This is a genomic window from Bacteroides timonensis (assembly GCF_000513195.1).
Classification (GTDB): Bacteria; Bacteroidota; Bacteroidia; order Bacteroidales; family Bacteroidaceae; genus Bacteroides; species Bacteroides timonensis.
Genome location: NZ_CBVI010000076.1, coordinates 28,917 through 51,371 on the forward strand (window position 1 = coordinate 28,917; position 22,455 = coordinate 51,371).

The 22,455-nt window shown below is 39.8% G+C and carries 18 protein-coding genes, 1 tRNA gene and 1 pseudogene; 2 read left to right on the forward strand and 18 right to left on the reverse strand.

The features are described 5' to 3' along the window. The first annotated feature begins 32 nt into the window (after positions 1-32). Complete coding sequence (locus BN161_RS14375; protein WP_125910841.1) at positions 33-4,031, forward strand: two-component regulator propeller domain-containing protein; 3,999 nt, start codon at positions 33-35, stop codon at positions 4,029-4,031. A 78-nt stretch (positions 4,032-4,109) separates the two neighbouring features. On the opposite strand, the gene BN161_RS14380 is transcribed toward BN161_RS14375, so the two are convergent. The 18 genes and pseudogenes from BN161_RS14380 to BN161_RS14465 all read right to left on the reverse strand — a co-directional run bounded on the left by BN161_RS14380 (position 4,110) and on the right by BN161_RS14465 (position 22,056). Then, positions 4,110-5,303 (reverse strand): pyridoxal phosphate-dependent aminotransferase, encoded by a 1,194-nt coding sequence (locus BN161_RS14380; RefSeq protein WP_044267353.1) that lies wholly within the window; start codon positions 5,301-5,303, stop codon positions 4,110-4,112. Between the two features lie 83 nt (positions 5,304-5,386). Next, positions 5,387-6,601: a bifunctional 3,4-dihydroxy-2-butanone-4-phosphate synthase/GTP cyclohydrolase II gene (locus BN161_RS14385; protein ID WP_044267354.1), complete on the reverse strand. Its 1,215-nt coding sequence runs from the start codon at positions 6,599-6,601 to the stop codon at positions 5,387-5,389. Positions 6,602-6,627: 26 nt separating this feature from the next. After that, the gene (locus BN161_RS14390) at positions 6,628-8,526 is read right to left on the reverse strand and encodes an LptF/LptG family permease (RefSeq protein WP_044267355.1); all 1,899 of its coding nucleotides are present in this window, start codon (positions 8,524-8,526) and stop codon (positions 6,628-6,630) included. Positions 8,527-8,602: 76 nt separating this feature from the next. Beyond that, on the reverse strand, positions 8,603-8,989 hold the full coding sequence (locus BN161_RS14395; protein WP_044267358.1) for an START-like domain-containing protein: 387 nt from the start codon (positions 8,987-8,989) through the stop codon (positions 8,603-8,605). Positions 8,990-9,080: 91 nt separating this feature from the next. Continuing rightward, complete coding sequence (locus BN161_RS14400; protein ID WP_167332544.1) at positions 9,081-9,542, reverse strand: helix-turn-helix transcriptional regulator; 462 nt, start codon at positions 9,540-9,542, stop codon at positions 9,081-9,083. Between the two features lie 22 nt (positions 9,543-9,564). Beyond that, positions 9,565-11,163 (reverse strand): O-antigen ligase family protein, encoded by a 1,599-nt coding sequence (locus BN161_RS14405; protein ID WP_044267361.1) that lies wholly within the window; start codon positions 11,161-11,163, stop codon positions 9,565-9,567. Further along, complete coding sequence (gene lepB, locus BN161_RS14410) at positions 11,160-12,056, reverse strand: signal peptidase I (protein WP_044267363.1); 897 nt, start codon at positions 12,054-12,056, stop codon at positions 11,160-11,162. Before lepB ends, BN161_RS14405 begins: the two co-directional genes overlap by 4 nt. Further along, positions 12,047-13,834, reverse strand: coding sequence for a hypothetical protein (locus tag BN161_RS14415; protein WP_125910838.1), 1,788 nt, complete (start codon positions 13,832-13,834; stop codon positions 12,047-12,049). Before BN161_RS14415 ends, lepB begins: the two co-directional genes overlap by 10 nt. Positions 13,835-13,988: 154 nt before the next feature. Beyond that, on the reverse strand, positions 13,989-14,867 hold the full coding sequence (locus BN161_RS14420) for a DUF1573 domain-containing protein (RefSeq protein ID WP_044267367.1): 879 nt from the start codon (positions 14,865-14,867) through the stop codon (positions 13,989-13,991). After that, a complete protein-coding gene (locus BN161_RS14425) occupies positions 14,864-16,054 on the reverse strand; it encodes a 6-bladed beta-propeller (RefSeq protein WP_044267368.1) in 1,191 nt (396 codons plus the stop codon). Before BN161_RS14425 ends, BN161_RS14420 begins: the two co-directional genes overlap by 4 nt. A 115-nt stretch (positions 16,055-16,169) precedes the next feature. Next, positions 16,170-16,451, reverse strand: coding sequence for an NVEALA domain-containing protein (locus BN161_RS14430; RefSeq protein WP_044267370.1), 282 nt, complete (start codon positions 16,449-16,451; stop codon positions 16,170-16,172). A 141-nt stretch (positions 16,452-16,592) separates the two neighbouring features. After that, positions 16,593-17,045 (reverse strand): annotated as a pseudogene (locus tag BN161_RS14435) (BF3164 family lipoprotein); the annotation flags it as partial. 26 nt (positions 17,046-17,071) lie between these two features. Continuing rightward, entirely contained in the window at positions 17,072-17,299 is a 228-nt protein-coding gene (locus tag BN161_RS14440) for a hypothetical protein (RefSeq protein WP_125910839.1), read from the reverse strand. Between the two features lie 92 nt (positions 17,300-17,391). After that, positions 17,392-17,655: a hypothetical protein gene (locus BN161_RS14445; protein WP_125910840.1), complete on the reverse strand. Its 264-nt coding sequence runs from the start codon at positions 17,653-17,655 to the stop codon at positions 17,392-17,394. 21 nt (positions 17,656-17,676) lie between these two features. After that, positions 17,677-18,804: a 6-bladed beta-propeller gene (locus BN161_RS14450; RefSeq protein WP_044267375.1), complete on the reverse strand. Its 1,128-nt coding sequence runs from the start codon at positions 18,802-18,804 to the stop codon at positions 17,677-17,679. Positions 18,805-19,469: 665 nt separating this feature from the next. Further along, a complete protein-coding gene (locus tag BN161_RS14455) occupies positions 19,470-20,525 on the reverse strand; it encodes a BF3164 family lipoprotein (protein WP_044267377.1) in 1,056 nt (351 codons plus the stop codon). Beyond that, entirely contained in the window at positions 20,509-20,754 is a 246-nt protein-coding gene (locus BN161_RS14460; RefSeq protein ID WP_044267379.1) for an NVEALA domain-containing protein, read from the reverse strand. Before BN161_RS14460 ends, BN161_RS14455 begins: the two co-directional genes overlap by 17 nt. 168 nt (positions 20,755-20,922) lie before the next feature. Next, complete coding sequence (locus BN161_RS14465) at positions 20,923-22,056, reverse strand: hypothetical protein (RefSeq protein WP_044267381.1); 1,134 nt, start codon at positions 22,054-22,056, stop codon at positions 20,923-20,925. Between the two features lie 207 nt (positions 22,057-22,263). On the opposite strand from BN161_RS14465, the gene BN161_RS14470 reads away from it, so the two are divergent. Beyond that, a tRNA-Met gene (locus BN161_RS14470) sits at positions 22,264-22,337 on the forward strand. Positions 22,338-22,455: the final 118 nt, after the last annotated feature.

The following is a 22,455-nucleotide window of genomic DNA, read 5'->3' on the forward strand; positions in this document are numbered from 1 at the left end:
TTGTGGCAAGAAAAACATTCAAGAACCTACTAATGAAAGCCCTTTTTATAACCTTACTCCAATTAATAGTCTGCATTACGCAGGTACATGCCCGACTAAGTTTCCGCACATTTGATGTGAAATCGGGGATATCGGACAATTACGTACAATCCATCCTGCGTGACCAATATGGATTTATGTGGTTTGCCACCCTCAACGGCCTGAACCGCTACGACGGTTATCAATGTAAACGATATACCACCATCCAGTTGGGTACTTATAACAACTGCGTCAACACTATTGCCGAAGATGCGTCCGGTATCATCTGGCTGAAGACACCCCAATATTATTTCTTCTACAACAGGGAACTCGACAAAATTGACAGCGACATCCACAGCCAGCTAAGCCCATTGGGAATAGAGGGAAAAGTGGAAATGCTCTGTGTAGATAACGAGCAAAATCTATGGTGCACCACCGACAATCGTCTATATTATTATGTATATAAGGAGAAACGTCTCCACCAAATGCCCCTAATCGGCAAAAAAACATTAGTGGTAACGGCCAAGCAATCACATCACTACATTCTGTTTGCCGATGGAGAGATAGCACAAATAAACTGGAAAGCGAAAACCATCCAAAAAGAATGCCAAGCACCACCTTCACCATCAGGAGAATATCGCATGTACATGGACAATCAGTTCAGGTTATGGATTTATACAATCTATGCCTCCAACATCCAGTGCTATGATACCGGCAACCAACAATGGGTACACTTCGCCGGAGAAGAACTACTAGAAAATGACTTTGCTAAATCCGTCATAGACGATGGGCAAGGAAACATTTGGATAGGGACTAACAGCAAAGGGATATATATCTTGAATAACCGGTTAAACGAATACACTTCCATCCATAGAGATGATGATACCCCTTTCTCCCTGCCCAGTAACCACATTAACTGTTTCTACAAAGACAGTCAGGAAATCATGTGGGTAGGAACCAGTAAGCAAGGAGTCGCCTTTACTTGCCTGGACAATATATCCTTTGAAATATGCCGTACACCGGAGCAGGAAGACATCAGCTGTATTCAGGAGGATGAAAAAGGATATTTATGGTTAGGCTTCGACGGTAAAGGGTTGGTACGCTATGACAAAAAGCGACATACTTACCAGCTATTCAACACCAGCAACAGTAACATTCCATCGAATCTAATCATAGGTTCCTATCTTGACACCAAAGGAAGAATGTGGTTCGGGAGCTATGGCAGCGGGGTATTCTATGAGCAAAACGGAACTTTTCATTCCATATCATATCCAATGGAGAAGAGTGATGAAAATCCCATAAGCTATACTCGACATATTATCGAAGATAAAGAGGGTAACTTATGGATGGGAACATTTATGAACGGATTATACTGCATGGATTCCAAAGGAAAATTCACGGCTTATACCCAAACTAACTCGTGCTTGCAGACCAACAGTATCATGGGCTTGTCTCACTCAAACGACTATGCCACGCTCTATATCGGGACAAGCACCGGACTGTATAAGATGGATGTCCTGACCAAACGGCTTACGCAGATAAACGGAGAAAGTGAAGAATGTTCCCCGCTAAACAAGATACACGTCAATTGTTTGCACCGAGACCAACAAGGACTACTATGGATTGGCACACGAAGCGGAATCTACATCTACGAGGAGAAAAGGAAGAAGCTGACGCACCTCTCTACTGATGACGGCATATCCCACGCCTACATTCGCAGGATTGCAGAAGACCATAATAAAGACATCTGGCTGACGACAGACAGAGGGATCACGCACATAATCAGCATGAACGATTCTTCTACAAACTCCTTCCAATTCCGCTGCTATCCCTATTTTGAAGAAGACGGAATCGGAAATATCGCCTTCAACAACTACTCCGTCTATTGTAACCGAAAAGGGAACATCCTGATAGGAGGTACCGGAAAATATTTGAAAATATATCCTGAACTAAACAAAGTCCACCCCAACAAACACAAAGTCATCTTCACCGGACTCTACTTGACCAATCAACGGATAGACGTAGGCAATTCTACACATGATGGACGGGTGTTACTTGACAAGAACATTCTGTTACTTGACAAAATCATCATGAACTATTCTGATAACAACTTCGCATTAGAAGTGTCCGCTATGGATTATGGAGCACAGCACAAACTTCAATTTGCCTACCGAATGGGAAGCAAAGAAGAATGGGTAAAGTTAGAAGGTAACCGTATCTACTTCAACAAACTGTCACCCGGCATTTACCGGTTACAAGTAAAGGTGAACGAGCCTATCGGCAACCAAGCACCCATATCTACCCTTATCATCCAGGTACGTCCCCCTTTCTGGTTATCAACTACAGCTTATATTCTTTACTCCGCACTGTTGATAATAGGTACGACCTTACTATTAAAAAAGATGCTCCATAAGCATCAACGAATATTGCAACAGCAGAAACGGGATTTAGAAACCGCCAAACAACATGAAATGGATGAAGCCAAAATGCGCTTCTTCACAAATGTAAGCCATGATTTGCGCACTCCTCTATCGCTTATCATCACACCGATAGAGAAATTATTGCACTCCGAGAGCGCCCAAGCCTTCAAAGATGATTTGGCATTAATACACCGCAACGCCTCTACCTTGCTCGACGAAGTAAATCAGTTATTGGATTTTCGCAAACTGGACCAACAAAAGACAACATTCTCTCCATCATACGGAAACTTGCCAGACTTCATTGCAGATGTATGTATGGGGTTCAATGTCTTGTCACAGAAGAAGGGAGTATCTCTGCAAATAAATATGAATACCCCAAAGATAGAAATGGATTTTGACTGCAACAAAATGCAACGCATCATATTCAACCTGCTGTCCAATGCCATCAAATACAATCACGAAAATGGCAGCGTCACCGTCACAATAGACAAGATACTAACAAATGACGGTGAAAGAGCACGCATCCAGATAGCCGATACCGGCATCGGCATCAGGGATGAGAACAAAGAAAAGATATTCGACCGCTTCTTTCAAGAGCAGCATAAAGCAACAACTTATATGGGAAGCGGCATCGGGCTACACATTGTGAAAGAATATGTATCCTTGCATGGAGGTGAAGTAAAAGTGGAGAATAATCATCCTAAAGGTTCCATCTTCATCATCACTCTCCCCATCACCCGAATACCCCAAATCACTCCTGCCGAAGACACCTCTTCACTCAAGACAGAGGAAAGTTCCATGCAAAAGATCATAGAACCATCGAAAACCGAAAAAGCCTCTCTGTTAGTGGTGGAAGACAATGATGATTTCCGCGAATTCCTCATCAGTTGCCTAAAGGAGTATTATGTAGTGTTCGATGCTCCTGACGGAAAGGAAGCTCTTTCCATTCTTTCCCAACAACAGATTCAGATAATCATCAGCGATGTAATGATGCCGGTGATGGATGGCATGAAGTTATGCCACAAGGTCAAGACGGACATACGCTATTCTCATATCCCCATAATTTTACTTACAGCCCGCACCACTGAAGAACATATCCTGAGCGGACTACGAGAAGGCGCCGATGAATATATCACCAAGCCATTCAATCTGGAAATCCTTCTACTGCGTATTCACAAAATGCTGATGTGGACACGAAATAATCATGAAAAGTTCAAGACGATAGACCTTTCACCGGCCGAAATCACAATCAGTACCTTAGACGAACAACTCATAGAGAAAGCTGTCCGGATTATAGAACAGAACATGGATAACTCGGAATTTACCGTAGAAGAATTTAGCTCGCAAGTAGGTATGAGCCGTAGCGGACTCTATAAGAAACTGATGCAAATCACAGGAAAGTCACCGTTAGAATTTATGCGGATTCTACGTTTGAAAAGAGGGAGGAAACTTTTGGAAGAAAGTCAGCTAAGTGTATCGCAGATTGCTTATCAAGTAGGGCTTTCGCCCAAACAATTTGCCAAATTCTTTAAAGAAGAGTTCAGCTATCTGCCATCCGAATACAAGAAAAAACAAGAAACTACCGAAGAATAATAAAAGTTCTCTCATATCAGTGGATAGAGAGAACTTTTTTTCTTGGAGACCTTCTCTAGTCAGCCCTGCAAACAATACTTATTTCAGTTCAGCCAATGCTTCCTTAATGCGGCGGATAGATTCCACTATATTCTCATCGCTGGTCGCATAACTCATACGGATACATTCAGGCGCACCGAATGAAGCACCACCCACACAAGCTACATGAGCTACTTCCAACAAGTACATTGCCAAATCATCCGAATTTTCAATCTTACGGTCACCGGCAGATTTTCCAAAGAAAGAATCACATTTCGGGAACAGGTAGAAAGCCCCCTGCGGTACGTTTACCTCAAATCCCGGAACTTCTTTTGCCAACTTCACAATTAAATCACGACGACGTTCGAAAGCCTTACGCATTTCTTCTACAGGAGCCTGTGTTCCAGTGTAAGCAGCTTCAGCAGCTTTCTGAGATACTGAACAAGGACCTGAAGTATATTGCCCCTGCAACTTATTACAAGCTTTTACAAGCCATTCCGGTCCGGCAATGAAGCCTATACGCCAACCAGTCATGGCATATGCTTTAGATACACCATTTACGATTACCGTACGATCTTTCATTTCAGGGAATTGGGCAATACTCTGGTGCTTGCCGATATAGTTGATATGCTCGTAAATTTCATCAGCAATAACAATAACTTGCGGATGTTTTACCAACACGTCAGCCAAACCTTTCAATTCCTCCTGGGAGTAAACTGAACCGGTCGGATTAGAAGGTGAACAAAGAATCAATGCTTTAGTCTTCGGAGTGATAGCAGCTTCCAACTGTGCAGGAGTAATCTTGAAATCCTGTTCAATACCTGCGGTAACAATCACCGGAGTACCCTCAGCCAACTTCACCATTTCCGGATAACTTACCCAGTAAGGAGCAGGCACAATCACTTCATCACCTGGGTTCACCAACACCAATACTGCATTACAAACTGATTGTTTAGCACCATTGGCACATGAAATTTGTGCGGCTGTATATTCCAGACCGTTTTCCTTTTTCAGTTTCTCCACGATTGCATTACGCAAAGCCGGATATCCCGGAACAGGAGAATAGCGAGAGAAGTTGTCGTCTATCGCTTTTTTCGCAGCCTCTTTGATGTGGTCAGGAGTATTAAAGTCAGGCTCTCCCACACTCAGGTTAATTACGTCAACGCCTTGTGCCTTCAACTCGGCGCTCTTTTGCGACATAGCCAGCGTCGCCGACGGCGACAAACTGTTCAAACGATCTGATAATTGATTCATTTTTCTATCTATTTTATGGTTATTGCATAAATTTGGCTACAAATTAAGCTGTTTTCTTTGATATTAGAAAACAAAACAGCAAATTACTTATTAAAATGCAACGTATGTCCCATGCGTTCCTTCTTTGTACGCAGGTAACGTTCATTGTACTGATTCGGGGTTGTTTCAATAGGAACAATCTCTGTAATCTCCAGCCCATAAGCCTCCAGTCCCACACGCTTCACAGGATTATTAGTCATCAGTCTCATTTTGTGCACACCCAATTCACGCAGAATCTGAGCACCTACACCATAATCACGCTCATCAGCCAGGTGTCCCAGACAGATGTTGGCATCCACCGTATCCAGTCCGTCTTCCTGCAACTTATACGCTTTCATCTTCTCCATCAAGCCAATACCACGCCCTTCCTGGTTCAGATAAACAACTACTCCTTTACCGGCTTTATTAATCATTTCCATAGCCTTATGCAGTTGTTCGCCGCAGTCGCAACGCTTGGAGCCGAATATATCTCCTGTGGCACAAGAGGAATGCACACGTACCAGAATCGGCTCATCTTGCTCCCACGTACCTTTGAATAGAGCCACATGCTCCAGACCATTAGATTTCTGACGGAAAGGGATCAATCGGAAATGTCCGTGTTCGGTAGGCATATCTACTTCTACTCCTTCTTCCACAATGGATTCCTGCTTCAGGCGATAGGCAATCATGTCACGAATAGAAATCAACTTCAGGTTAAATTCGTCAGCCATCTTACGCAATTCGGGCAGACGAGCCATTGATCCATCTTCATTCATGATTTCCATAAGTGCACCCGCAGGATAAAGACCTGCCATACGGGCCATATCAATCGTAGCTTCTGTATGCCCGGCACGACGTAATACCCCTTTTTCCTGAGCATACAAGGGGTTGATGTGTCCCGGACGTCCGAAGGTTGCCGGAGTAGAAGCCGGATCAGCAAGCGCCTGAATGGTAGCGGCACGGTCGGCAGCAGAAACACCGGTAGTACAACCTTCCAGCTTATCGATAGTCACCGTAAAAGGGGTGCCCAATACGGAAGTATTGTCACTGACCTGGTGAGGCAAGTCCAATTCTTTACAGCGTGACACGGTAACCGGCACACAAAGCACACCACGTGCATGCTTCAGCATAAAGTTTACCTTCTCAGGAGTTATTTTCTCCGCAGCGATAATCAAGTCGCCCTCGTTTTCACGGTCTTCATCATCCACCACAATCACAAAGTTACCGGCCTTGAAGTCTTCAATCGCCTCTTCTATTGTATCTAATTTCACTTTTTCCATTCTGTATTCTCCTTTATTTATTTAGGTTATTTCAGATTCGTTTCTATTATCTTTTGAACGTCTCCATTAGTCTTGATAATCCGCTCCATATCCTTATTCAACCGGATACGGAATGCCCAGATGCGGAAGTAGAAGAACAATCCTATCGGCACCAACAATCCACAGGCCATATTCAGCCAATAATTACGGAAAGGACGCAAGTGGGCGTGAACCGGGATAATAGGATAGTTATTCAATGCATTCAGCAAATGAACAGATTTAGTATTGGACATCTCTTCTACTAATTTCTCAAGACGCTCATTTATATCTTCTATTTCTTCATCGATTGAGTCTGCCATCCACAACTTGAAATAGTTGGGAGCACGCTTCAACGCTTTCCTTTCAGCATACACACGACAATCAGCGGACAGCGCCTGCAAGTAGGCAGGTAAATGAGTATAATCAGGATCGTGTATGATCACCTCTTTACGGAACAGATGGCGCACACTGCGTATACCGACGATCTTCTTAAACCACCCCGCATAGGCATCGGCATTCAATACCACAGAGTCATTGTTGGACTTATAAGTAAGGAATGCACCCAATGGGGCCAAGATAGCCGTACTGGTCCACATACCCATCCAGACAACCCACTGTCCATCACGTGCCATTTTATAGCCCGTATTATTAATAATGTAGTAAATAATAAAAATAAGAACGGATACCACAACCGGCATACCTAAACCGCCTTTACGGATAATTCCACCCAGCGGAGCACCGATAAAAAAGAAGATAAGGCATGCCACCGAGAGTGTCAATTTCTCATGCCAGGACGTCATGTGACGGCGAAGGCTGGTATCTGTCTGCGACATACTATAACTCTTAATACTCCAATCACTCCCCGCACTCTCTGCACGGTTCACGGCAGTAGAAATAATCTTCTGCTTCTGCGACAAGGTAGCCACATTGAAAAGACTGTCCACATTGTATTCTCCCAAATGTGCCTGCTCTATCTTCAACGTATCAGCTTTCTTCAAGTCAGCAGAAATCTTGTAAGTGCCATTCATCGCTTCCTTGAAATAGACACGTCCCACACTGTCATTCTGCACCCTCATGGAGTCAATGCCCGCTTGCAGCATCGCCATATCCTTGCTGTTGGACTGATTGCTCATGATGCCGGCATCCACCATATTAAAATCGGAATTGAACTCAATAATAGCATGCTTCTCCCGGAACGCTTCCCGACGATAAGGCACATTCTTCTGATTCATATTCTGTGATTTCAGATTTTCAAACTGCTCACCACTATAAAGATGCAAATACAAATGCTGCTTATCAGCCGTCATTTCCAGCCTTCCAGAATCAGACTTGATAATCTGAGCATTCTCAAACCCTTTTTCAAAATTATAAATCAGCACATCGTAAAGCATACCCGTTTTACGGTTCTTATGCTTTACATAAAGATTATAGCCATCAATCTCGTCATAGAAAACACCTTCCGGTATATCCAATTCCGGAGATTTCTGCTTCATGGAAATCAGCAATGTCCACAGTTTAGTCTGCGCCTTCGGTCCTATTACATTTTGGAAATAAAAAGAAACGCCACAGATGAAAATGATAAACACAATCAACGGGCGCATAATCTTAAGTAGTGAGATACCTGCCGCCTTCATGGCCAGCAGCTCAAAACGTTCGCCAAAATTACCAAAAGTAATAAGTGCCGCCAGCAGAATAGCCAACGGCAATGAAGCCGGCACCAATGTCAGGGCGGAATAAAAGAAAAATTGTGCAAGGACACTCATTTCCAATCCTTTCCCCACCATTTCATCAACGTACTTCCATAGGAACTGCATCATGAAGATGAAAAGGCAAATGAAAAAAGTGCCCATAAAGAGCATGCAGAAGCTCTTCAATATAAATATATCTAACTTTTTTATGCGCAGCATTTTACTCGTTTCATGCAATGAAGACACAAAATTAGCATAAAAAAGGGAGTGTGGAAAATTTTTATATCAAAGTTAACTAAAAACCGCACGTTCTCCGCAGAGTATCTACCTGAGAGTCCCATAACTCGCGCAAATCTTTCACCTCATCCGCCGCAGCGAAATCAGTAACTTCTAGCACGGAATCGTTAGTCAGTTCATTGTTTGTCATCTTTAATTCAAAATATTCCCGCTCATATTCATCATCCAGCCAACGGAAGCGAATAAAAGAGAAAGCCCGCACAGCGATAATCTCTGCGTCACGACGTTCCGTCTTTCCCCAGAAGAAAGTGACAACTTTATCGTCCGACTGTACCCTGTCTGCAAACCAGCCCTCCAAACCGGTGGGGGTACTTATCGCGGACCAAAGAATGCTTTTAGAAGTTGCATTCAAGAGGTATTCCCGATGAATCTTTTGTCTTTCCATAGTTCATATTTGCTTTTTATTGCGGCACCAAGATAGAGACTTTTTTCTAATTACAAAAAAGAAAGTATTATTTTTATTCTGCTTTATGTTATTAGCAACGTTGTATGTAGCTGTCGAAGCTATCTGCCGGTAACAAACCCAGTTTCCGTTTCAGCCGTTGCTTGGCTTTTACTACCGATGAAGTAGTAACATTGAAAAGCAATGCAATCGCTTTATTATTCAGGTGGGCACGCACCAGATAGCACAGTTTTAATTCCTGGGCGGTAAGCTGACGCTCCCCAAAATTTGCCAGGAAGCCACCCCCATAAAGCATATCAAGCAAGGCAAAGAGATTCTGCCATTCCCGTTCACTCTTAATAATACCGTAAGCCGGAGTTGTATGCAGCTTCAATAACTGAGACATTGCCAGTAGTTGCGAAGCAGAAGAATCTATAGCCGCCGATACAGAACGAAGTTCCTTCACTTCTTTCGTCAACTGCTTGTTTCTAAACAATAAACATGTATTCCATTCGTACTGAGACTGAATTGTGTTTTCCGGAACTTGCTTATTCATGCTATTCATAATTATTGGTATTCTACTTTATTTTCTTCACCTCCCTACGCATTTCTTCTATAGCTGTTGAATGAATCTTCGGGTCTTTTGTAAGAACAATCCGTTTCATCTCTTCCAGTTTATCCGGCTGCCTAAAATCCGGTTCAGCATACAACTTTGCCAGCAGATAATAGGGGTAAATCCGTCCCGGCAGACGATAAGTTGATCGTATCAACCATTCTTCCGCCGCCAGATAATCTCCCGTTTGTTGGTAATTTTTGCCTATAATATTCAGTATCATCGGATCACTGCTATATTTCAGAGCCTCCATCAGAATACAGATAGACTCTTCCGGTTTCTGTTGTTTATGCAAGATATGACCATACTCAAACAAAAACGCTGCGCGCTTTTTGAGTAAAGGATAAAGTAATCGATATTCTTTTTCTACCGAACCATACGCACCAGCGTTATAGAATACTCGCGCATTCATCCAGTTCTTGCATGCTTGCTCCATACACAAATCATTCTTTAGGCGACTTGCTCCAATTACCCCTGCCAATATCACCAATCCTATCCACTCCCAACGGTTATTTCTCAAAATACAAGCTAAAAGTAAACATATAGCCGTCACCACAAACACCGGCAATTGCAGCGGATAGGAAGAAAATGAAAAGATCATTAAGGAGAACACAGCGCCACAGATACCGAAACGCTTATTCCTGATTCCTATATGCAGGCAGAGCAATACAACCGCCAACAGGCAGAGCGTCAGAAGTCCTCCCAGTTCTACCGCAGACTGTAAATACTCATTAAAGGCATATTCAGGGCTACCTGCTACACGTTCTTCCCATAATTCATAATCCCCTGTTGCAAAATAAGCTTCTTGCGCATCGCCATAAGCAGCCGCAAAACCTCCCATGCCATACCCCAGCAAAGGTTGCTCCACCACAGCCCGACATGCAATTCTCCATATAAACAGTCGTCCACGGGCAGAATCAGGTTTCAGTGCAAACATTAGCCAACCAGCCAGTACCAACACACACACTCCCCCAAATGCCGATACAACAACCAATCTTCTGTATTGCTGCCACACTTTTTTCAGTTTACTTCCCCAATCTGCATAACAAGCATATACCCACAAACAGGAAATGCCTCCCGCCAACCAAGCCGAGCGGCTCATTCCGGCCGGCAGGACACAAAGTATAAGCAAACCCGCCCCACCTGCCAATATACGCCCCATCTTCCCATCGCCAGTTAAATATTGGTGTAAGCAAACGGGAAGCGCCATCGCCAGATATCCCGAATAAGGACCGGGGTTAAAGAAAGACCCCGTCATGGCATATAATGAATGTCCGGAGTCTGAGAAACCATAGAGCTGACATATTCCCCGGATAGCTTCCATACTCCCCCAAAAGATCAACGCCCACGACACAATATCAGGAAACTCCCCACCTTTCTTATCCGCCCATACAGCAAGCAGTATGCAACCTGCTGCCACCAATACCCTTTTATCAAAAGCAAGCCATTGACCAACAACCTCTCCTGAAGGAAGTCCCGGATTTTCCACACACACCAGAGACAGCAAAATAAGACAAGCTATCCCTTTTAAACCAACCGCCAATATTGTTCGTATACGCCTCATTTTATTTTCTTCAAAGTCCTATTCCATCTCACAGTATCCATATTTTTGTCTATTGACTTCCAGATACGCCAGGCTCTGCCCACAATAAAGGATTCCGGCAATAATCCCCAATAACGGGAATCCAACGAGTTTTCTATTTTATCGCCGGAAACAAAATAATAATTCTCACGGAACTGATACTGATATATGATGCTGTCTCCCAACAAAACGGTATCCCCACGTACCGTCAATTTCCTTTCTTGCTCCCACTCTATCACATTTCTGTAAAGCACTTTAGTTAAAGGCGTCATTTTTATCATACTTCCTTTGGCAGGGATATAAAAAGGCCCGAATTCTCCTATATTCCAGTCAAGCAGTTTACTTTTAGGATAACTTCTCACAGCAATTCTCCACTCCTTTACTTTCCCCGATTCGAACACGCTTTGCAAGAAATCCTGCCCTTCTACATTTCCCAGCGGTTGCGTACAGTTACGTACGAGGTAATGAGCATCCCTGATTTCCAATGTATCTCCTGGCAGTGCCACACAACGCTTCACATAATATACCATCGCATCCAAAGCTATGCTATCCCGCCGTTTGGAATAAGGATAATTAAATACCAACACATCATTCCTCTTAAATTTTCTCCAACCCGGCATACGATAAATATCAACTTTCTTCCCTTCCAACGATGTAATCACATTAAATAGCCTCGCCCCTTTTGAACATTTTTCTACCAGAATATAATCTCCACCCAGAAGAGTCGGCTCCATTGAATCAGAAGGTATTTTAAAAGAGGTTATAAAAAACAACTGTAACGCTAAAAATACGATAATGGCAATACAGACACCAAAAGCAATATTCACGATTCTGTTACAGCATTTGCCTATCAACTTCTTTACATCTACCACCATACCTGCCTGTCATTTTCGTAAGTGAAGATACGCTCCTCCTTACCTTTCGTCCTGTTTTTAAGTAAATACAAAGCATCGCCAGGAACATTCTCGTAAACCAGCTCTCCACTTTCAGCCGTCATTATTCCCAATGAATGCCAGCCGCCCCTATCATAGTAGAATAATTCGTACACCTCACCGGCTACAATAAAGTTATCATCATTGCGCGGATAGTACACCAACTTATCCAGACGACATGGTTGCCCCAAGTCAAGACCGACCCAATAATCCTCTTGTTGAGGATCAGCTATCGTCATTAAGTCATGGTCAAAAGCACGTTTCTGCGAAGGAGGGCTTAATCCTTCTCCCATAGCTATCCCTTTTATCTCTTTCTCATCACAAAAGAAAGCAAGCTCCGCCAATGCACTCTTAGAAACTTTAGAAGAAACGTAACGAACATAGCGATAAGATTTCACGGTTTGCAATTTTACTTCATTACAATAAACCGGAAAATCACAGATTGTATGCAACAGCTCAGTTTTACGGAAACCGCTATCATTACTCGCTTCAAAGCGCCCGCCAATCAATTCATACCATCGGTTTGTCCAATTTGTCAACAGGATGTATTTGCGGTTCAGCCGCATCATCCGCTTTTGTTTCGAGGGAATAAGCTTCTTCACAGCTCCTCCTTTTCGTAATATGAAAGGAGCGTCCAACACTTCGGTCTTATCCTTTTTTACCACAACAGGCAAGTAAACGATAGAAGCTCCAAGATTACGAAAGACACAATTCCCCTTACAGATTTTACTTCTCGCAATAGTCTTCCAGTCTTCACCGGTTGTGAAAGTACAAAGTTCTGCATATTCCGCCGCGCTATTAATCCGGATTACAACACTATCCGTCAAGCCATATTCCGCTGAAACATCCATTACCGAGTATTCTCTATCTTCTTCTCTGAAATAATTCTGTCGATAGACCTTTGCAGCCCGTTTCAGAGAATCTACCCGATATGAATAATTCGAATCCGGCAGAGCCAACGGTTTGAAAAATGAGGAATCAATCCACGTGGCCGGACGAGGTATGGAATCTCCCTCATACAAAGTATATGTTTTTCCGTCTGTTCCCATCAGCACAATCCAAGAATGCCCATTTTTACTATAATTAGCCCATCTTTCAACACAATCATAAGCTATCGGAATCCCCAACGCCCTCATAACGTTTCCTGTTACTATGCAACGCTGCTCACAACGGGAAAATCTCGCATCTCGCATTGTCAGAACATCCAGTAAATACGGACATTTTGATGAAGCCGAACGGAGTTCTTTATCTACCACTCTTGCAAGCAAGGCAAAAGCCTGTTTCATATCCGTTACACCACGAATGCATCCGGCATAGTCTTGCATCAGACTATCCCGCCAGTGCTCAACCAACTGTTCATCACTGATGCGGTAAGGCAGAATATACCGACAAAACATTTCAAAGTTTACCTCTTTGTGCCAAGGAGCAGACTCCCAAGCCTGAAATGCCCTGTCTATGTTTTCAATGAGATAGGAACTTTCAATCACTTCAAGATCATAAGACTTCACAAAGTCTTCATTTGAGTATCTCACAGAAGTTTCTCTCCAAAGACTATCTAGGAAATCACGGTTAAAGGGTTTTGCTCGCGTAGCCAGCTTTTCTTTATATATGTTCATCGCCTCTCCTTGATTAGAAAAATGCCCTACCATATTTTCAATCAAAAAACAGGCGGCTTCATATTTCAATGAATCACTCTGATAATGCAATAATACTTTTTCCAACTCATTACGATTGCTTCTTGAACTCTTTAATGCATACTTTATACCAATAGGAGTATTTTCCAAGTGGTTATTACAAGAAACACACATAAAAAGAGACAGAAAAATAACGATACAAGTTGATATATGATTCATATTTCTAAATATTGTATGAAAGTCACTTTGCATTTCCCGTTATACGAAGATGAATAGGAGATTTTTTTGCGTTACAATATACAGTTATCGTTTTATCAAAATATTCCGGATCATCAGCTTTATAAGTCACCTCTAACTTTATATCCTTGCCTGACAGTATAGGCTCTTCTGAGTAAACCACAGACACACAGCCACAAGAAGCATTTACGTCTTCTATGACTAAAGGATTGTCACCTATGTTAGTCAAAACAAATATAGTCTTTTGTTCTTCTTGCCAAGCAAAATCACCAAGGAACACAGAAGCTTTATCAACTTTGACTTTTGTTTCAATAGCTTTATTCTTCTTACTTTTCACCACTTCCTTTCCTTGAATAATACTCAAATATAATTCTTTTACATTAGGATTATGTATAGGGTTACCTATTGCAGCAACATGACTATTAGAATCTAACAGGAAAGTTTGCAGTTGCATATCTGCAGGAAATCTGTTTAACCGGTCAAAGCTACTGTGTTCATCAATATATACAGGATAATCAAATCCTGCTTTTTTAAGAAAGTGAATTAAATCCTTCTTCTTGTTTGACTGAAATACAAAAACAAAAGGAACAGATCCATTTGATATAGAATCTACCACATATATAAATTCGCTCCACTTAGGTAACTGCAATTTACAACTCATACATCCTGTTGAATCAATATAACTAAAAATCGTATATTTTCCTTTTTGTAAATGTACTTTTCGCTCTTTATACTTCCTATTATAACTAACGAAAGATGTATCTTTTGGGAAAACAATCTCACGACTTTGCCAATATGAAACAACTTGCGCTATCTTCTTTCTCTCGGCATCTTCACAAGAGCAGATAAAGATTATCACAATAACATAAATAAACGTTCTCATTTACGTAAATAATATTTCAATATTACAGGATTATCATCTTCATTTAGCCGCTCCATTTTAGATATTTCTTCGGGCGACATCAAATGAGTATCCACCAGCCTCGACACATAATAAGGATCCGCAATAGACATTAATACATTATCAACAATACCAAAACAAGGCAGCATAAAAAACGGGCTCCCTTCATTCAACAAAAAGCCCTCCTTCTTCTTTCTATTATAAATATAGTTTCCACCGATACCTGTTTTACCTTTAGCAAAATAGATATAAACAAAATCATCATTAAAAAATTTCACCAAAGGAACTACAAATGCTGACTTACGTATATACTGGGCTCTCTGTCTAATTCCCTTTGACAATTTATTTCTTTCATTATCTGTCTTTGTTTTTTCTGTGCCTATCCTTTTTCCTACTGCTACTCCGGGCAGTCCTTCTTCTTTTATTTCAGAATCACCAAAGTCAAGATAAATAATAGGGATTAACTCTTTCTTTTCCTCATCTATTTGATAGAAGTAATAATTAATACCTCTAGGAACAAAATACAAATTATCACCATTTTTGTAAAAGCATTCTCTATCCATTGTATTATCAGAAGAGATTGTTCCACCATAATTGGCAACTTCTACTTGCTGTGTCTTCAAATTTGCAAAAGTGACCTCTTGATCAGTCCAAATAGTTGGGACTGTAAATACATAATCATCAGCACTCAAAGCCATTAAAGCATCAAAATAGAACTCTGTTTTTATTGTTCTTTTAGCTATCAACTCAAATGTAGGACTATAAGTATATATCGTACCATAAGGACTTAGCAAATCAATACCTTTCAAATAAGGGTTGAATTTAATATCTACCGCCATATGATATTCTTGTGGTCCTTCACCTTTCATTTTTCTTGAACTGCCAACGAACTCTCCCTTTCCTGAAAATGTATGTACTACTTGCTTTTTGCCATATATAGCATAAATATCCATATTCTTATCATATATCGTCTTCTTATAACCGTTTATTAAAGAAGAATCAGTCGTCTCTAAGGGTACGATTTCAATTTTCTCGATGAATAACGAAGCATCAGAAGTGACCTTATGCACATTAACAGGTATTCTTTCAATATCAACAGCTGTCTTTGAATGCTTAGATGAACATGCACAAACAATCATCATCAAAATTACTATTAAAAATTTATTCATAACACTATATTTTACAAACTTGTATCAAAAGCCTTAAAGAATCTCAACAGTCTCTTTTATTACAATACGTATAAAAAGCAATTAGAGTAAAGACTTTCAATACAAGCTCTATTAATTACATACAAGGAGACAAGCACGAATCCGACATATAGCCACTAAATTTACAATCATCATAATGGATAAACCAACTCACATAGCAATCACCAGATGTAGTCCAACAAGTTCCGCCATAGTCATCACAAACAATTTCTACTTCTGGTAATTCATATCTAGCCAAAGCTTCTATATTAGCCAAAGCCAAATCAGACATAGTGTCAGACTTCTGTGAAGCATAGACACCGTAACCCGCAATTGCTGCAAATGCTGCAACAAAAGCAATTTTCAAAAACTTTTTCATTGTAAAATTGTTTTTTAATTTAAAAATACGCTCAATTATCAATATCAAGCACAAACCAATATTGTGCTTCAGAGAAGCAAGATACAGAATATCTCACTGAGATCATTTCACATCATGCTGTCGTCACAGCTTAAAACCGGTTTATTTTTTTATTCTCACTAAGTGAGTCTTTTCCTTTGCAGCAGAATGATAACGATATTCTATTATCGGCTCATCCTTATTCACATCCGTAGCTATTATAACACCCTTCTGCTCATCTACTGAAATCCCATGAATATAGTGATCCAACACGTATTTCCGAAGCGGCTTACCTTCCAGACTGAATACATAAATATTTTGTCCACCATCCGGTAAATTAATGCCTTGCTTCGCTTTCTGCATAATATCCTTAAATGCACGTCCTTGAAAGACAACATAAATAGCACTATCTGTCACTTGTATATCACTGAACCCCATGATACCGGTCGGTATGCCATAACCTTGGGAAATCTGAAACTCCGGTTCGCCATTAGGACCAATACGTACAATATGCGTACTATTTTTCAGATTATAAATTTCAAGAACTTCACCCAATTGAGTAACTGCTACCAGCACTTCGCACAACAACTTCTTTTATACAATCAAAAATACATTTCCCTCATTTTATCTATATAATATTTAGTCAATTCTCGAAAATCATCATCAGGAAAAAAGATATTAGAAATTACCCCCTTAAAATAGATACAAAAATAAGGAGTTCTATTTTCACCATCGATCAATCCTTCACAATTATAAATATGATTATTAATGCCATTTGAACGCTTAAACAACCCAAGATTCCTTTTATTTGAATAGTCAGCTATTATCATATATTTTATCTGTTTCTCATTAATAATTTCTTTTAGAACCCCTATTTGATTTATCACGCAATCAGAACAATCAACCTTTGAGAACCGATAAATTAAAATTGGTTTTTCAAATTCAAAAAAAATGGATGTAAGTTTTGCCCATCTTCATTAGAAATCCCATCTATATTCAATGCCTTTCTTTCGAAATTCCAACTGTCTATAATATTGTATTTCAATGTTTTTACATCGTTAGATAATTTATTGTTTTTATTATTCACAGAGACAATATTTATAGATTGTTTCTTAATTAAAATTGCAGTATAAATTCCTGTTAATAATACCACAAACAACAAACAGGTTAATAAAATATTTTTCATTACAATAGGCTTTAGTTGTAATTATCTAAGTAAAACTTTAACAATAATAATATTATCACTTATATCAATATTTTTTATATTAAAAACAGAGTCAAAGCATGTGTTTAATTCATTTCCATTGGCTTGATTCTCTATCAGTGTGTATGGTTCATAATATCCATATAAAAAGATACCATCAGAAAAGAAAAAGCGTGGAGATCTATTAAAATCCCAAAGACCAAATTTAACTTCTTCAGTCTTTTTGTCAATAAGCCCTTCATACGTCCTTGCATCAGGTCCAATACATTTAAAGTATATATGTTCTTTTGTTTCCAAAACATTTGAAATCGCTTTATAAAAGTTACTCTTTAAATAAGCATTTCGTTCTTTACTTTTGCGAAGTTCATCTATTTTTTCCGGTGATATAGCATATTTCCCAAAATCAAGGGCAAAAGAAGCAAGGACGGAATCTTTAGTTAGCTTATATACTATATCTTCTCCATCAATTGGCTTTAAGTAATAATAAGCTCTATTGAAATAGAAACGAGGGTCGTCCGATGTGCGATACTCATATTTAAAATACTCTTTCTCTATACTTCCTTCGTTCATTTTTCTTAAACGATAATACTCTCCTTTGTCTTTATCCCAAGTATCAGGATTGCTACACCATAAATAATAATCATTTTTATCAAATACTAACAACTGTGACGGATTAAAATTATTCTGACTATCTATAGCCCACGACTCTACAAACTGCCTTGTACTTCTATTAAAACAATGTATCTTTTTATAGTCCAATATATAGATATAATTTCCAGCAACACAGAAATCTCTCAATTCCAAATATTCTCCCGGACCGCTTCCCTTTATTCCCACTAACCCTTTGTATTCACCTGTTATGCTAAAATTAGCAACTTTCCCTAATCTTATATCAAATATATAAATATCCTCTCCATATATTACCCCTTGAGTAGAATTAGCAATTAAAGCATCATCGACAGTCGCTAATTGAATAGGGACTACGTCGCTAACCAATTCATTCCATTGAAAAAAAACATTACTATATTCTACCTTATACTTTTTTAACCCATCCGTAGATATCGTTCCTTTTTTATTGCAACTTGTAAAAAGTACAATTACAGTTATTATGCATATATATATTCTTGACATGATTTTAGAATTAGAAATTAATATATTTTAAGTTCTCTGAACTTTAAAATAATAAAATATAAAGTTCAGACAACTTAAAAAATTACTTGCCACTAACAACAGGGACAAGAAGGAGAACAATCAACAGAACCCTTCATGCACATTACACATTCACAGTTTTTTCCCTCACCGCAATCATGTATAAAGCATTGATCTTTTTCATCATCATCATCACCAGTTTCACTTGAGGAAGCAAGAGCTTCAACTTCATACAAATTTAATAGCGAAAGGCTACTACCTGTAAAACTAAGATGTATATTGTAGATACTAATCGAAACAATAAGAGCTACAAGCCCATACAAGAATTTTGATTTCATAATACAAAAATTAGTTAGTAAAATGACCACACAGTTCATTAATACTGGTCATTTTTTAATTTATTTAATTTTCCCGATTAAACATTTACTGTTTAAAATATATTTTTTGTCAAGATTATAAATCTTGTGAGAACTTTTTTCATGCCATCCTATCGCAATGACAGAAAACACTTTTCATTTTAGTTTTAATTAGTACCTTTGCCAAGACCTCCCTTCTCTTTAGATGGTTATGGAGCAAACGGGACACAATACACCTACAAAATGTTCACCGTTTGTTCCTTTTAATTGCATTATCTCTAATCTAAAAAACTAAATTAATTTATATTCTATTATCGGCTCATCCTTATTCACATCCGTAGCTATTATAATGCCCTTCTGCTCATCTACTGAAATCCCATGAATATAGTGATCCAACACGTACTTCCGAAGCGGCTTACCTTCCAAACTGAATACATAAATATTTTGTCCACCATCCGGTAAATTAATGCCTTGCTGCGCTTTCTGCATAATATCCTTAAATGCACGTCCTTGAAAGACAACATAAATAGCACTATCTGTCACTTGTATATCACTGAACCCCATAATACCGGTAGGTATGCCATAACCTTGGGATATTTGAAACTCTGGTTCGCCATTAGGACCAATATGTACAATATGCGTACTATCTTTCAGATTATATATTTCAAGAACTTCACCCAATTGAGTAACTGCTGCCAACACTCCATTGCGAGGATTGTAATCAATGAAACTCCGCCACGCCTGCGCTAAAGCAGGGCGGGCACTCTTCAAGGCATCCTCATTGGCAGTGGGAATAGTCCCTATTTTACGGAGTAACCTACCCTGCCGACTTACCAAACAGAAACGACCGTCGCCGGAATAATCGGGAATGATGAAGGTAGAATCATCATATTGCACAAAGTCCAGTGCCCGAAGAAGTTCTTCATCCAGACTCACTGCTTCCAACCGAAGCAATGAGTCACCGGATGAAGCAAAACCTAACCGGGTTAATTCAGACTTATTGGAATCAAGTGTCCACAAAAAGTTCCTATTCCATCGAAGATTTTCGGCTGAAAGCATCTCTTCGGGAGCATCGCCTCGCTTGCCGAAAGAGGACAAATAATGAAAGCCGGGATAGTGAAAGGCATGGAAGAAATATTCCGTTCCATGTAAATCAAGCACTACAGCCTTGTCGTCCTGTACACGTACCCTATAAGGATAACGAAACAAAGCTGAATCCAATGACAAAGTCCGGGCTGTCAACTCTCTTGTTTCAGGAAAATCAACGTAGGACATCATTTTCTCATCGGGCACGGAAGTACAAGCCGTGAAAAGAAACACTAATAATATATTAGTAAAGGTTCTCAAGGCTATAACCGCTCATTACATATTCAACTTTATATTGAGTAGTAGGGCAATCAACACTACCTACACCAAAACAACTAGTATATCCTCCTCCTTCACCCCAAGCTAAAGCTTCTACGTTCTTCAATAGCAAATCATCCATTTGTTTACCGGAAGATTTCTGACTACAAAAAACAGTTATTGAGCTAACTGCGCACAAGCTGATTACAGCAATTTTGATTTTGTTTTTCATATTCCACTACATTTATATTAGATATCCGTATGAAGCATACAAATAAGGTTGCCTCATATTTGTCCATAAAGGTAGACGGAATTTTCTATCATACCAACTATTTTGCCTTACAACGACTTACCAACTTTACTTGAAAGCCTTTTGGTAAGCATCGGTAAGGCTGCTTTTTTATCCTTTTTCTGTGTTTTTCTCGATGGAATGGGGCATTTTCAAACAATAATATTCATCTCTATATTCCACGACAAGAGAAGAGATACCTTTCAATGATTCACGCAAATGATGAATAACACCATAGAGTTGGTTAGGCTTTCCTTTCCCCTGCCACAGTTCCTTATCTATTTCTTCTGCAGTTAGTCGATAATTTTGGGTCTGTAAAAAAAGCTTCAACAAGGCAATTACTTGAGGCCGGAGTTTCTTCGTCTTTTCCCCATTCATCAGGATGCCTTTTTCTGAGTCCAAAATAGTCCCGTCAGCCAATTCATATAATCCGGTTTGCCCGGCTTCTCCCTCCAAATGCATTTTCCTTTCAACAATTATCTTTTTCTCTTGAATACAGACGACTGTTTCCTTTTTCACCAGTTTTTGCCGCAAGAAGGAAGAAATCTGTTTATAATATAAAAGAAGAAGGAAAAAACAAAACCAAAGTAAGAGTAATATCATGATGGGCGGCCATACCTTTAATACCTGCCACCAGTCATAAGCAATGAACCCCGTTGCCTCCACTTCACAACGAAATCCTATATAGCGAGACAACAGGCTATCTCCCTGTAGCACTTTTATGCTATCGGAAGAATAAACGGCGGACGTCTTCTTCAACAAATCAGTAGTTGAAAGACGAATACCGGTATTAGCCGCTACAGATTTCTCGACCAACAGACTATCCCAAAATAGATTCAACGCATCCGCATCCAGAGGATGTTTCTCAAGTACATAGCTGAGCAACATCCTCTTTTCGGTATCTTTAATAAGACTATTATCAAATTTCACACGCGGTATTTCATAGCTATGCGTTCCATACCTGCTTGTCAAAGTTACAGGACTTTTGAACGGGGTTTCCAATGTTTTCACTTCAGGATAATCAACAGCCACAAATGGCACAACAATGCCCCCTCGTTTCTGCACCTCCAGATTCAGCGCCTCCACGAATGTTTCTTTCGCCAATGCATTCCATTCCGGTATCTGTTCTTTATAGCTACTATAGAAGATATAGACATATATCCCTGTAACCATAGTACAGATGAAAGTACCTATCCACAAGCATATTAATCTACCGGATTCCGCAGTTCCGCCTTTTTTATTCATAGTTCACCAAACATATTATTCTGCAAAATTAGTATAAAAAGGTCAATAAATAGATTAATCTACTATTAATCTGACTAATAGGAGGAGAGAAAAGGGTAAAACATCACATCAGAGCCAAGAAGAGAGAAGAAAAGCACAGAAAAACATGCAAAAGTTTTGGAGATTTCAAGAAAAGCTATATCTTTGCACCCGCAAACAAGAAATGATGGCGGGATAGCTCAGCTGGTTAGAGCGCATGATTCATAATCATGAGGTCCCCGGTTCAATCCCGGGTCCCGCTACAAAGAAGATTTAGACTGTTAGGAGGCTTCCACTCTTGGCGGTCTTTTTTGTTTTCAACAACAAGTAAAGCCACATCTTTTTTAGGCTCATCCATGCTTGGTATACGACTTAATTATG